The organism is Clostridium sp. AF36-4 (assembly GCF_003435975.1).
Lineage (GTDB): Bacteria > Bacillota > Clostridia > Lachnospirales > Lachnospiraceae > Eubacterium_F.
The window spans coordinates 95,421-108,314 of sequence record NZ_QTVH01000001.1; the positions used below are offsets into that span (position 1 = coordinate 95,421).

General features: G+C 41.5%; 14 protein-coding genes. All 14 read left to right on the forward strand.

Annotation, left to right across the window (positions count from 1 at the left end; genetic code table 11):
• The first annotated feature begins 20 nt into the window (after nt 1-20).
• The 14 genes from DW005_RS00420 (at nt 21) to DW005_RS00485 (ending at nt 12,840) form a co-directional block, all read left to right on the forward strand.
• On the forward strand, nt 21-1,649 hold the full coding sequence (locus DW005_RS00420) for a flagellar M-ring protein FliF C-terminal domain-containing protein (RefSeq protein WP_117477719.1): 1,629 nt from the start codon (nt 21-23) through the stop codon (nt 1,647-1,649).
• Nucleotides 1,649-2,674 (forward strand): flagellar motor switch protein FliG, encoded by a 1,026-nt coding sequence (gene fliG / locus DW005_RS00425; protein WP_117477720.1) that lies wholly within the window; start codon nt 1,649-1,651, stop codon nt 2,672-2,674. The genes DW005_RS00420 and fliG overlap by 1 nt, the downstream gene beginning before the upstream one ends.
• Nucleotides 2,667-3,494: a FliH/SctL family protein gene (locus DW005_RS00430; RefSeq protein ID WP_117477721.1), complete on the forward strand. Its 828-nt coding sequence runs from the start codon at nt 2,667-2,669 to the stop codon at nt 3,492-3,494. Before fliG ends, DW005_RS00430 begins: the two co-directional genes overlap by 8 nt.
• 29 nt (nt 3,495-3,523) lie before the next feature.
• The gene (gene fliI / locus DW005_RS00435; RefSeq protein ID WP_117477722.1) at nt 3,524-4,855 is read left to right on the forward strand and encodes a flagellar protein export ATPase FliI; all 1,332 of its coding nucleotides are present in this window, start codon (nt 3,524-3,526) and stop codon (nt 4,853-4,855) included.
• Between the two features lie 12 nt (nt 4,856-4,867).
• Nucleotides 4,868-5,317: a flagellar export protein FliJ gene (gene fliJ / locus DW005_RS00440; RefSeq protein ID WP_117477723.1), complete on the forward strand. Its 450-nt coding sequence runs from the start codon at nt 4,868-4,870 to the stop codon at nt 5,315-5,317.
• A gap of 13 nt (nt 5,318-5,330) precedes the next feature.
• The gene (locus DW005_RS00445) at nt 5,331-6,092 is read left to right on the forward strand and encodes a hypothetical protein (RefSeq protein WP_117477724.1); all 762 of its coding nucleotides are present in this window, start codon (nt 5,331-5,333) and stop codon (nt 6,090-6,092) included.
• 74 nt (nt 6,093-6,166) lie between these two features.
• On the forward strand, nt 6,167-7,561 hold the full coding sequence (locus DW005_RS00450; protein ID WP_117477725.1) for a flagellar hook-length control protein FliK: 1,395 nt from the start codon (nt 6,167-6,169) through the stop codon (nt 7,559-7,561).
• Nucleotides 7,562-7,576: 15 nt separating this feature from the next.
• Complete coding sequence (locus DW005_RS00455) at nt 7,577-8,395, forward strand: flagellar hook capping FlgD N-terminal domain-containing protein (protein ID WP_117477726.1); 819 nt, start codon at nt 7,577-7,579, stop codon at nt 8,393-8,395.
• 23 nt (nt 8,396-8,418) lie between these two features.
• Nucleotides 8,419-8,781 (forward strand): TIGR02530 family flagellar biosynthesis protein, encoded by a 363-nt coding sequence (locus tag DW005_RS00460; protein WP_117477727.1) that lies wholly within the window; start codon nt 8,419-8,421, stop codon nt 8,779-8,781.
• Between the two features lie 92 nt (nt 8,782-8,873).
• On the forward strand, nt 8,874-10,325 hold the full coding sequence (locus DW005_RS00465; RefSeq protein ID WP_117477728.1) for a flagellar hook-basal body complex protein: 1,452 nt from the start codon (nt 8,874-8,876) through the stop codon (nt 10,323-10,325).
• 48 nt (nt 10,326-10,373) lie between these two features.
• Nucleotides 10,374-10,589, forward strand: a complete 216-nt coding sequence (locus tag DW005_RS00470; protein ID WP_347461284.1) for a flagellar FlbD family protein — start codon at nt 10,374-10,376, stop codon at nt 10,587-10,589.
• Between the two features lie 11 nt (nt 10,590-10,600).
• Nucleotides 10,601-11,416 carry a motility protein A gene (locus DW005_RS00475; protein WP_117477729.1) on the forward strand — a complete coding sequence of 272 codons (816 nt, stop codon included), beginning with the start codon at nt 10,601-10,603 and terminating at the stop codon, nt 11,414-11,416.
• Nucleotides 11,416-12,309, forward strand: coding sequence for a flagellar motor protein MotB (locus DW005_RS00480; RefSeq protein ID WP_022378005.1), 894 nt, complete (start codon nt 11,416-11,418; stop codon nt 12,307-12,309). The genes DW005_RS00475 and DW005_RS00480 overlap by 1 nt, the downstream gene beginning before the upstream one ends.
• Before the next feature lie 15 nt (nt 12,310-12,324).
• The gene (locus tag DW005_RS00485) at nt 12,325-12,840 is read left to right on the forward strand and encodes a hypothetical protein (protein ID WP_022378004.1); all 516 of its coding nucleotides are present in this window, start codon (nt 12,325-12,327) and stop codon (nt 12,838-12,840) included.
• The last annotated feature ends 54 nt before the right edge of the window (nt 12,841-12,894 follow it).

Sequence of the window (12,894 nt, forward strand, 5' to 3'; positions counted from 1 at the left end):
TTGAGGAGCGATAGAAAACAATGATGGAACAATTGATTGCACTCAAGGACAAAATTCTTGAGTTTTGGAATAAGTATACGTCAAAACAGAAAACAATTATAATTTGTGTAGCATGCGCAATTTTGGTTGCGATTGTTTTGCTTGCTTATTTTATGACCCGCCCGGTGTATACCGACGTTGCTACGTTAAGTGGTGAAACTGCTACGACGTTTGATACGGCACTGCAGGGGGCTGGACTTGATTATGTAAAAGAATCGGATAACAACGGAAATACAACATTTAAGGTGGAGCAGTCACAGTATTCAGATGCCGTTTTGCTGATGGGGGAAAATCAGATTACGGATGATGAAATGACATGGGAAAAAGCACTTCAGTCAGACATGACGACATCTTCAGATGAAAAGCAGACTAAAGCAACACTGGCTTTGCAGTCATCGATTCGCAAAGGACTTTTGAATTTTGATGGCGTGGAAGATGCGACTGTTTATATCAACCGCCCGAAAGATGATGGCACGATTTATGCGGACAAGCAGGATACTTCGGTGAGCGTATCATTTAAAATGGCGGGCAACAAAACCATGGACAGCGATACCGCAGATGCGATTGCTTATTATCTTGCCAATGCAGTAGGAAGCACCAAACCGGATCATATTGTCCTCACCGATACAAAAGGAAATCTTTTGTTTAACGGACAGCAGGATGCCGGACTTGGCGGAACAATCAGCAGTACCGAAGATTACCGTGATAAACTGAAAAATAACTTCGCTAAATATGTGCGTGACCTTTTGACAAAAGCAGGTTATGACGATGTTGAAGTTTCTAAGAATAATATTGTGTTCGACATGAACAAATTAACGGAACTGGTTACTACATATACAACAAATGAGGGACAGGATCAGGGCTTGTATGGCAGTTCCTACGAGTATAAATCAACAGGAGCCTCCTCTTCCGGCGGCGTGCCTGGAACCGATTCGAATGGTGATGTTACTGACACGATGATTACCGATAACGGAGATAGTTCATCGGAAACGATATTAAATAAATATGACTATCTGCCGAATAAAACCGTTCAGAATATTGAACATGAAATTGGTGCGGTAAAGAAAGATGAGTCCTCTATTGCAATTGTACTGACACATTACCGCGTGGTAAAAGAAGAGACTTTAGAGTCACAGGGTGCTCTTGATAATATGACATTTGATGAGTATGTGGATGCAAACAGTGATGTGACGGAACAGCAGGTACCAACCGATTTGCCGCAGCTTGTAGCTGCCGCTACCGGTATTACTGAAAATAACATTCAGATTCGTGTAGTGGAAAAACCGGTATTTGAGGCAAAAGAAGCAAGTTCATTTGGAGATAATGTAACAAATTACCTGATGGTGATTCTTACGGTTTTGATTGCAGGTTTGTTAATCTTTGTTATTATTAAAGGTACTTCACCGGTTGAGGTTACCGAGATGGAGCCGGAGCTTTCCGTGGAAGATTTGCTTGCTACAACGCAGGATAATGCGCAGACGTTGGAAGAAATCGAACTGGAAGACAAATCTGACACCCGCATCATGATAGAAAAATTTGTAGACGAAAATCCGGAAGCGGTAGCTTTGCTTTTGCGTAACTGGATTAATGAAGATTGGGGGGCAATGTAATGGCAGGAAATTCAGCATCATCCTATAGTGAGATGGATGGGATTCAGAAGGCGGCAATTCTCCTCATTACGTTAGGACCGGAGAAGGCGGCTGTCGTATTTAAACATTTAAAAGAAGATGAGATTGAACAGCTCACACTGGAAATTGCCAATACCAGAAGTGTGACACCGGCTCAAAAAGAACAGGTTTTGAATGAGTTCTATGAGGTATGTCTTGCCCAGCAGTACATTGCCGAGGGGGGTATTGGATATGCAAAAGACTTGTTGCAGAAAGCTCTTGGTGAGAACAAAGCACAGGAAGTTCTTGGCAAGCTGACGGCGTCGTTACAGGTTCGTCCGTTCGAGTTTATCCGCAAGACAGAAGCTTCTCAGATTTTGAACTTTATTCAGGACGAGCATCCGCAGACGATTGCGTTGATTTTGTCGTATTTGTCCCCACAGCAGGCGGCCGGCATTATCAGTTCTCTTACACCGGATAAGCAGACAGATGTGGCAAAACGTATTGCGATGATGGATCGTACTTCACCGGATGTCATCAAAGAAGTGGAAAATATATTAGAGCAGAAACTGGCATCACTTGTCAGTCAGGATTACACGATTGTCGGTGGTGTGGATTCGGTGGTCGAAGTATTGAATACAGTAGACCGTGGTACCGAGAAACACATTATGGAAAACTTGGAAATCGAGGAACCGGAACTCGCCGACGAGATCCGAAAAAAGATGTTTGTGTTCGAGGATATTCTTATGCTGGACGACCGCTCGATTCAGCGTGTGCTTAGAGAAGTGGAGAACAGCGAACTTGCTGTTGCACTTAAGAATGCAAACGAAGAGGTACAGAATGTAATCTTTAACAACATGTCCACAAGACTTGTTGATATGATTAAAGAAGATATGGAATACATGGGACCGGTTCGATTGAAAGACGTCGAAGAGGCTCAGCAGAAGATTGTAAATATTATCCGTAAACTGGAGGATTCTGCTGAAATTGTAATTTCCCGTGGTGGAGGTGACGAGATCATTGTCTAATCTCATCAAATATCCCTATGTGAATATGCAGGGGAAAGAAGCAAAAGTGATTTGTTATGAATCGGAGGAAGAGAAGTTTCAGCCGCTTGATGCAAAAAAGAAAGTGGTAATGAAGACCTTTGAGGAGGTTGCTAAAGAAGAAAGAGAGAGAGCACAGGAGGAGACCGGTGATGAATCTTTTCAGGAAGGACTTCCGGTAACCAATTACGATGAGGTAATTGAAGAGAAAATACAGAAAGCCGAAGAAGAGGCAGCGGCAGCTATTGCCGAGGCAAAACAACAGGCAAATGAGATTGTCGAACAGGCAAATAATCGGAAAAATCAGATTTTGGAAGAAGGCAGACAGGAAGGAATTACCAGAGGGTATGAGGAAGGTCTTTTGCAGGCGCAGGAGGAGATTCAGGCGCAGAAAGATGAACTTTCCGGTCAGCAGTTAAAAAAAGAGCAGGAATATCAGCAGATGTTAGCGGAAACCGAAGGACGCTATGTTGATGTTTTATGCAATCTGATTCGTAAATTATCCGGTGTGATTTTGACAGACAGAAAAGATGTTATTTTACATTTGATTCGCAGTGGAATTGCGGATATGGAACCGGCAAAACACTATATTATCCGTGTAGCATCGGATGACCTTTTGTATGTGGAAGGGGAAAAGGATGCTTTGATGGAAAAGGCTGGAATTACCGGTACAATAGAGGTGCAGGAAGAAAAAAGCCTTTCCGAAGGAGATTGTATTATAGAGACAGATAATCAGATGATTGACTGCGGTTTTCGGACGCAGCTTGATAATATGGTTCGTACACTACGCATGCTTGTGTAAATATGTACTCGCGCAAAGAAGGTAGAACTATGCCACTCATTAATTTTGAAAAATACAATGTGCTCATGGACAAAAGTTACACCAGTCAGTTAGGAAAAGTTGCTAAAGTGGTTGGTCTTACGATTGAGTCCATCGGGCCAAGTGCAAAATTGAATGATTTGTGTTTGATTCGTTCAAACAACCGAACAGAACCCGTAAAAGCGGAAGTAGTTGGCTTTCGTGATGACAGGGTTCTTTTGATGCCATATGATGATGTCGAAGGTGTCGGACTTGGAAGCTGGGTGGAAAATACCGGAGCACCTTTGCAGGTTGCAGTTGGCGAGGAACTTCTTGGCTGCACATTAAATGGTGTAGGAGAACCGATGACAGAACTTGAGTTATCGGAAAATTGTCCGCGGTATTCAGTAGAAGCGACGCCACCTGACCCGCTTACCAGAGAGATGATAGCGGATGTTCTGCCGCTTGGTGTAAAAGCGGTAGACGGCTTGATTACTGTTGGAAAGGGACAGAGAATTGGTATTTTTGCCGGTAGTGGTGTCGGGAAAAGCACGCTGATGGGGATGTTTGCGAGAAATACGAAAGCAGATATTAATGTGATTGCACTGATTGGAGAGCGCGGACGTGAGGTTCGTGAATTTATTGAGCGGGATTTAGGCGAAGAAGGTATGAAACGCTCGGTTGTGGTCGTAGCAACCTCGGATAAACCGGCTTTGATTCGTAATAAGGCGGCGAAGACGGCGACGGCGGTTGCGGAATATTTCCGGGATCAGGGGAAAGATGTTTTGCTTATGATGGATAACCTGACCCGTTTTTCCATGGCACAGAGAGAAATCGGACTGGCTTCCGGAGAACCACCGGTTTCGCGCGGGTATCCGCCAAGTGTATATGCGGAAATGCCGAAATTGTTAGAGCGTGCCGGAAATTCAGATAAAGGTTCCATTACCGGATTGTATGCGGTTTTGGTTGATGGTGATGATTTTAACGAGCCAATTGCTGATACGGCGCGAGGTATTTTGGACGGACATATTGTTTTGTCACGTTCCATGGCACAGAGAAATCATTATCCTGCAATTGATGTTTTAGCGAGTATATCCCGTGTTATGAGTGCTGTGGCGTCCAAAGAGCATAAGGAATTAGCCGGAAAGATGAAAAATATACTGGCAGTTTACCGGGATGCAGAAGATTTGATAAATATCGGTGCTTACCGCCCCGGTTCCAATAAGGAGATTGACTTCGCAATAGAAAAAATTGATGCCGTCAACGAATTTCTTCGTCAAGGAACCGATGAAAAATTTTTGTTTGATGACATTATTCAGATGATGCGGGATATTTTTGAAGAGGATTCCGTAGAGGAAGGATAGAAAGGGTGAACGATGGCACGATTTATTTTTTCCATGCAGAACATTTTGAACATGAAAGAAAAGCTTGAAGAGCAGGCAAAAAATAATTTTGCGCAGGCGAACCGTTCCCTTCAGGAGGCACTGCTTATGCAAAAACAGTGTGAAAACAGACTGGAAGCAGGAAAGCAGGCGTTGAAAGAAGCAATGCTTGAAAATTTGAAAGTCGGGCAGATAAAGAGAGAGGAAGATGACGTTGAGATTCTTCGAATGTATTTGCGACAGCAGATATTAGTCGTAAAGCAAAAAGAAAAAGAAGTTGAGGTGGCAAGAGAACATCTCAATGAAGCAATGAAGGAAAGAAAGACCTTTGAAAAGTTAAAAGAAAAGGCTTTTGAAAAATTTGTAGCGGAAGAAAATCAAAAAGAGCAAAAAGAAGTGGATGAGCTTGTGAGCTACCGCTATGGTGTAGAGAAATTAGAGTGAAAGGAGATTTGTCATGGCAAAAAAGGACAAGAATAAGGAAAATAAGGTTTCGACAGATGAAAGTACAGGAAGTAAAATTGTTACAATGCTAATTGTACTTGTCATTGTTGTGATATGGCTTGCTATCTTTGGCGTGCTGATTAAACTGGATGTGGGGAACTTTGGAAGTGAAGTGTTGTATCCGGTTTTGAAAGATGTTCCTGTTGTAAATATGATTTTGCCGGAACCGGCGCAGAACCAGGATGCATCGACAAGTAAAGAATATGATAATCTGACTGAGGCAAACGCGAGAATTAAAGAACTTGAGAGCCAGCTCGCAGCAAATAAAAATGCCGGCAGTGCCAACCAGAGTGAAGTGTCCGATCTGCAAGCAGAAATTAACCGATTAAAGAAATTTGAGCAGGAACAAAGTGTGTTTGCAAAACGTGTGCAGGAGTTTGATAAAAACGTCGTTTATAACGATAAGGCACCGGATACGGAAGAGTACAAAAAATACTATGAAGAAATAGAGCCGGATAATGCAGAAAAAATTTATAAGGAAGTCTGCAAGGATTATGAGTATTCACAGGAAATCAAGGATCAGGCGGATGCATACGGCAAAATGGAACCTGCCAGCGCAGCAGCAATTTTGTCCGAGATGACCAATGATTTAACTCTGGTTGCGAAGATACTTGACAGTATGCAGACTTCGAAAAGTGCTTTGATTTTGCAGAATATGACACCGACGACGGCAGCTCAGATTACAACGAAGATGACGGCGATGAAAAAGAAATAAAAACTAAAGAAAAGACAGGTAAATGCCGATATAAAATCTGTAGTAGATTTTTAAGAAGAAAGGAGGGAAATGAAATGACGATGCAGGGAATTTCAAATGTTCTGCCAAAGGTCGAAACTGCAGTTACTGAAAAAAGTGAAAAGGCAAAAGATACCTTGTTTGAGGCTGTAATGAGCAGTCAAGGAAATAAGCAGCAGACAAAAAAATCCATGGATGATTTTGTGCCGGATGGCAAAGTAGATGATGGCATGGCGAGAAAAGAGTTAGCGGCAAACCGTTATCAGAAATCAAAAGCCATTAATACAAAATCCGACACAGCGGCTTCAAACGATACGCAGGATTCACTGATGGTAAAACAGATGACGGATGATGAACCGGATATTGATGAAGTTACCGTTGTTCTTGCTTCGCAGGTGACAGTTTTATTACAAGATTTACTTGGTCTGACAAATGAAGAATTACAGGGTATCCTAAATTCATTGGATTTGCAGCCGGAATCACTCATTCTTTGTGATAGCGAGAATGGTATTATGGCAGTGAATGCAGATGCGCTTAAACAGTTGATTCTCGGTGTTCATGGCATAGAAGATGCGAGTGCATTTTTAACCAATGATGCGTTGAATACAGAACTTTCAGAAGTGACAGATGCACTTGCTGATTTTGTGTGTGATACGCTCGGTGTGACGAAGGAAGAGCTTGCTTCTCTTAAGGCAGAGGCTATGTCGGAACTGTTAAAGCAGGCAGTGGATACATTGCAGGCGGCAAGTCAAACGGACACTATGGCTGCAGGCAAAGATGCGTTAAACCAGACAGGAACAGTGGAGAATACCGTGACCGCAATAGTAGAAGATACAAATTCTTCAAATTTGCAAAAAGATACACAGCAGGATATGTCCATGAGTGATGACAGTGAGATGTCGCAGGACGATGATTCATTGGTTCCTACTCATACTACGATGGCGGAAACATTTACAGACCGTCTTTCGGAAGCACTTGAAAAATCAAGTGGCATGAAGGGGCAGAATGTAACACAGACGATGAATCAGATTGTGGAGCAGGTTGTTCGACAGATTCGCATCCGTGTAATGCCGGAAACGACCAGTATGGAACTTCGTTTAAATCCGGCAAGCTTAGGCCGTGTTAATATCACGGTGGCAGCAAGTGCAGGAGTTGCGACAGCAACGATGGTTGTAGAAAACCAGATGGCAAAAGAAGCACTTGAAAGTCAGATGATTCACTTAAAAGAAGCTTTTAACGAGCAGGGACTTAAAGTGGATGAGGTAGAAGTGACAGTCGCTGAGTTCGGACTGAAAAAAGACGGCGAAGGACAAGAGCAGACCGGTTCTAAACAGAGCGGAAACCGCAAATTCCGTCCGGATAAAAGTTTTTCGGATGAGGAAAAGAATGAAGATTTGACGACAGCGTCTGAACGGCGTGACGTTAATAGTATGGTCGATTATACGGCTTAGAAAGGAAGTGAGAAGATGGCAGTAAGCAGTACAAGTGATTTGACGACAGCGTTGGAAGATTTAACGTATGGAACAACTGAGCGTAAAGTTAATCAAAGAGGTTCAAGTGAACTTGGTAAAGATGAGTTTTTAAAACTTCTTGTGACTCAGCTTCAGAATCAGGATCCGTTAAATCCACAGGATGATACACAATTTATTTCTCAGTTAGCACAGTTCTCTGCACTTGAACAGATGACTAATATGAGTTCTACGATGTCAAATACAAGTGCGTACAGTTTGGTTGGGAAAGAAGTTATTGTACAGACAACTGATTCTGCGGGAACTTACAAAGAAGTACGCGGAACGGTAGATTGTGTCGAAATGAAGAATGGCAAGGCTATGTTGGTTGTTGATGGAAATTCGTATGACTTAGACGATTTGGTACAGGTAATGGATAGTTATTATGCTATTAAAGAGTATTTGCCAAGCGTTACAGCACAAACGAAGACATATGATCTTTCAAACCCATCCCTTATTGATGTTTCTATTGATTTAGGAAGTAAAGGATATGAGGCAAGCAGTGTGGCAGTTGTGCTAAACGGCCAGTACATAGATTCCAAGTATCTAAAGTACGATAATGGAACGGTAACCATTTCCCCGGAAGCTTTCAGTGAATTAGAGCCGGGTGATTATTATTTAGGCTTTTACTTTGATGATCCGCTTAAAACAACAGTCAAAGATAAGGTATGTATCAAAGTAGTACGAAGTGGTATTCCAAACGGAGATAAGGATTCTTCGGATGCGAATAAAGACACCGAAAAAGCTGAAGAAACAGAGAAGACAGAGGCTGAATAAGTGTGACAAGGAGGTCGGGTGCTATGAATGTAACGAATGGTTTTACATCCATGGAACAGATTCGTCACCGGATGCAGACAACAGATTCACAGAGACAGGTAAAAAAACAGACCGTGCAGACAAATACAGCATCGTTTGATGAAATCTTATTTTCCAAACATGCGTCAAAGCGGTTAGAAACCAGGCAGATTGATATGTCGGCAGATCAGAAAGAAAGACTGTTAGAGGCAACCTGTAAGGCGAAAGAAAAAGGGATGAAAGAGTCCTTAGTCATGGTTGACAATTTTGCGTTTATTGTGAATGTGAAGAATAATCTGGTGATTACTGCGGTAAATGACACAAAAAATGCTGTATTTACCAATATCGATGGAGCGATAATTAACTAAAAACAAATATATGCTGGCCCTTAACAGGAAGCATACATGCTCTTGACTGACAGAGAGAGCATAACGAAAGTAAAATTGGAGGGTGATTCATTATGATGAGATCATTGTATTCCGGTGTATCCGGATTGAAAGTTCATCAGACAAAGATGGACGTAATTGGTAATAACATTTCAAACGTAAATACGGTTGGTTTCCGTGGAAGTACAGTAAACTTTACCGATGTATTTTATCAGACAACACAGAATGCATCCGGTCCGAACGCAACAACTGGCACAGCAGGAACGAACGCAGTACAGATTGGTCTTGGATCTAACGTGGCAGCAATTAGCGTGGATTTAAGTGGTACCGGAGCAACGCAGCGTACCGATCGCGGCATGGATCTTATGATTAACGGTGATGCATTTTTGATTGTAAGAAGCAATGGAAATACATATTTCACAAAATCCGGGGCGCTGGATATTGATGCAAATGGTACTTTATATTGCACAACAAATGGTGCTTCTGTTCTTGGATGGGGTGTTGATGAAAATGGAGAAATCCGCAAAGATACCGTATCTACCTTGAATTTGATGGGTGGCGAGAATGCTTATTCTGACCCAAATGCGACAACGAAAGTTTCCCTTTCCGGAAATGTAGACCAAAAAGACCCTTTAGTTGCTTATAGTGCAGATGGAGCCGGTTACCCAATGGCAGTCAGCTTTTATGATAATTTAGGTAATTTGTGTACAGCAAAACTCAGTATTATCCAGACGAGTGCGGATGCGCCAAATACATACAGCGTTCGTCTTCATGATGTTCTTGGTGCAGATGGTAAATCTATTTTGAAAAAGAAAGATGATGCGACAGGTAATTACATTTCTACCGAGCAGGTGATTAATTTTAACGAGATAGATCTTGGGGGCACAAATTATACAGTAGATCCAAGTAGTGGTGATATTTCGTTTCCTGCTGATACGGACTGGCCGGTACTTACCTTTAATCCGGTGACCGGTGCATTTACCAGTGTAAGCAGTGCTGATGGCAAGGTGCTGAAATTAAACTTAAGTGATACCGGAAATTCGTATCCAACCAGTGGTGTGGATGTTAACTTCTCGGATTTGACGATGTATGCGAGCAATAAAACCTGTAAAGTAAAACCAAACCGTGGTGACAGCAATAACAACGGGGATGGAGCCGGTAATGCGGCAGGAACTTTAAATGGTTTCTCAATTCAGACTGATGGTATGATTTATGGTGTATACAGTAACGGTGACAAAAAATTGTTAGGACAGATCGCAGTGGCAACATTTGCTAATCCATCCGGCTTAGAGGCGGTTGGTAACAGCATGTATGCAGCAACCTTGAACTCCGGTGATTTTGATGGAATTGGTGTGGATATTTCAGAAGTTGGTAAATTCTCAGTCGGAGCTTTGGAAATGTCCGATGTTGATCTGGCAACCGAGTTTACCAATATGATTACGACACAACGTGGTTTTCAGGCAAACTCCCGTGTTATTACTACATCTGATACAATGCTTGAGGAACTCATTAATCTGAAACGATAATGATTAGGCATATTGACCCATCCGCATGAATTATGCGGATGGGACAGTGTGCTTTTTACAAGTAAGGAGGGGTTTATGATTGATGTGACAAGAATGAATGGTTCATTACTTACCATTAATAACCATTTGATTGAAATGGTAGAGGAAACACCGGATACGGTGATAACTTTAACAACGGGAAAAAAAATAATTGTAAAAGAAAGTAGACAAGAAGTGAAAAATCTAGTAAAATTATACGAGAAAGAAATAACATGTAACAGTTAGGTGGTGTCATTTTGGATATAGCTACAATTATAGGCCTCGTAGGATGTGCGGGAGCCGTAGTATATGGTATTGTTTCCGGTGACTTAGGATTTGCTGCATTGGAAAACTTTTGGGATTATCCGTCCTTTTTGATTGTTATTGTTGGATGTTTGATGTGTATGCTGACGATGTCCGGCAACATTGGAGAACTTATAAACTGCTTAAAGTCATTCCTTTTGACAATCAAAGTACAGGAATCCAGCGAGGGGGAGACGATACATAAAATTATTGATTTGGCAAACGTAGCTCGTAAAGAAGGGCTTTTGCAGTTAGAAGAGGCAGCCGGTGACATAGATGATGATTTCCTGAAGAAGGGAATTATGTTGATTGTTGATGGCACGGATCAGGAATTGGTATCAAGTATTCTAGAGACAGAACTTGATTGCATTGAGCAGAGACATAGCAAAGTTTACAGCTTCTGGGATAACTTGGCCGCTATGGGTCCTGCATGGGGAATGATTGGTACTTTGATTGGATTGATTAACATGTTAAAACATTTGGATGATCCAAGTTCAATTGGACCGAACATGGCGGTTGCGTTGGTTACTACTTTGTATGGTTCGCTGATTGCCAATTGGATCAGTATCCCGATTGCAACAAAACTGCGTGCGAAAAACCAGAAAGAAATTATTATGAAGGAAGTTATCTGCGAAGGAATTCTTTCTATTCAGGCAGGTGAAAATCCACGTGTGATTGAGGAAAAACTGAAATCTTTCCTTGCACCTAGTGAGAGAGAAGAAGTTCTTGGTGGTGGTAATAAAGGCAGCGGACAAGGTGGTGACGCTTAATGGCCCGAAAGAAAAAGAAGGCGGAACAGGAGGGTATTAGCGCCGGATGGATTAATACCTTTGCCGACCTGATGAATCTTTTGCTTTGTTTTTTCGTCCTTTTGTTTTCAATGTCGACTGTCGATGCTGATAAGTACGAACAGTTAGTAACATCCATGACGGAGCGGATTAATATCTTTGATGGTGGCGGTGCTGCTGTTGGGGAAGGTGCATTTGTATCAAGTGGAACCGATCAACTCGTTTCGATTTCGGAGTATTTTAACGAATATGAAAATTCCGGAGAGGACAATCAGAAATCGGAAGAACAGGTTGACAAGCAGGATGGTAACAAATCTGAGCAGGGCAACCAGTCAACCGGAGAAAAGCCGATGAATGATAAAGCGAAAGCAGAAGAGGGATTTTTAAAAAAACAACAGCAGGAACAAAAGGAAAAGGCAGAAAAATTGTACAAAGAACTCACACAGGATGCAGAACATCAGAACGTGGAAGACCAGATTAACATTAATATGGATAAAAAATATCAATTTGTTCAAATTTCATTAAATGGTGCACTGCTTTTTGAATCCGGCGATATTGAGTTTAAGAAAAACATGGTGCCTTTGATGAGCAAAGTCGGAGATATTTTGAAGCGATATGCAGACCATCGGATCAAAATTGAAGGACACACGGATAATGTTCCAATTTCCGGCAGATACAAGAACAATATGATGCTTTCAACAGCACGTGCGAATACGGTGTTTGAATATTTGGTAAATAAAAAACATATGAAGCCAAAGGAGACGGAAATTGAGATTTCCGGTATGGGTGAGTATGAGCCGGTGGCATCCAATAAAACAAGAAAAGGACGCGCTCAGAACCGGCGTGTTGAGATTAAGATTTATACAAGTAAGTAAATGGAGGAATTTCTTATGAAGAAGAATATATTGACCATTATTGTTATGGCGGTATCAATTGTGAATCTTGTATTGGGGATTGTACTTGTCTTTTCTATTGTACCTGCCTCAAATAAGACAGCTGCTCTGGTTGATAAAGTGGCATCGGTGATTGATTTAAATATTGATGACCCAAATTCCGAAGAGCAGGACTATACAATTGATGATTTGGTGGCTTATACGAAAACTTATGATTCGGCAGTAAATATTAACCTAAAAAAAGATGCCGGTGACGACAGCAACCATTATGCGCAGCTTGCCGGTTTTACAATTTCTTTTAACAGCAAAGCCGATGATTATAAAAAGGTGAGTGAATCGATTCAGACCAATGATATTTATGTAGATGATATTGTGAAAGAAACACTTGGAAGTTATACAGCTACAACATTAGACTTGGTAAAGGTTCGTTCTGAAATTGTGAAGAAAATTCAGGCAAAATACAATACAAAGGCAGTTGTTGAGATTTCGTTAAAAGATCCATTGATTGCCTGATTGTAAGAATCGAAAAAAAGACTTTAGTTTATGAAGGAAATATGATATAATAAA

Bases quoted from the DNA above. Each gene is read 5' to 3' on its own strand.
- DW005_RS00420 (WP_117477719.1), top strand. From the start codon at position 21: ATGATGGAACAATTGATTGCACTCAAGGACAAAATTCTTGAGTTTTGG.
- fliG (WP_117477720.1), top strand. From the start codon at position 1,649: ATGGCAGGAAATTCAGCATCATCCTATAGTGAGATGGATGGGATTCAG.
- fliI (WP_117477722.1), top strand. From the start codon at position 3,524: ATGCCACTCATTAATTTTGAAAAATACAATGTGCTCATGGACAAAAGT.
- fliJ (WP_117477723.1), top strand. From the start codon at position 4,868: ATGGCACGATTTATTTTTTCCATGCAGAACATTTTGAACATGAAAGAA.
- DW005_RS00445 (WP_117477724.1), top strand. From the start codon at position 5,331: ATGGCAAAAAAGGACAAGAATAAGGAAAATAAGGTTTCGACAGATGAA.
- DW005_RS00450 (WP_117477725.1), top strand. From the start codon at position 6,167: ATGACGATGCAGGGAATTTCAAATGTTCTGCCAAAGGTCGAAACTGCA.
- DW005_RS00455 (WP_117477726.1), top strand. From the start codon at position 7,577: ATGGCAGTAAGCAGTACAAGTGATTTGACGACAGCGTTGGAAGATTTA.
- DW005_RS00460 (WP_117477727.1), top strand. From the start codon at position 8,419: ATGAATGTAACGAATGGTTTTACATCCATGGAACAGATTCGTCACCGG.
- DW005_RS00465 (WP_117477728.1), top strand. From the start codon at position 8,874: ATGATGAGATCATTGTATTCCGGTGTATCCGGATTGAAAGTTCATCAG.
- DW005_RS00480 (WP_022378005.1), top strand. From the start codon at position 11,416: ATGGCCCGAAAGAAAAAGAAGGCGGAACAGGAGGGTATTAGCGCCGGA.
- DW005_RS00485 (WP_022378004.1), top strand. From the start codon at position 12,325: ATGAAGAAGAATATATTGACCATTATTGTTATGGCGGTATCAATTGTG.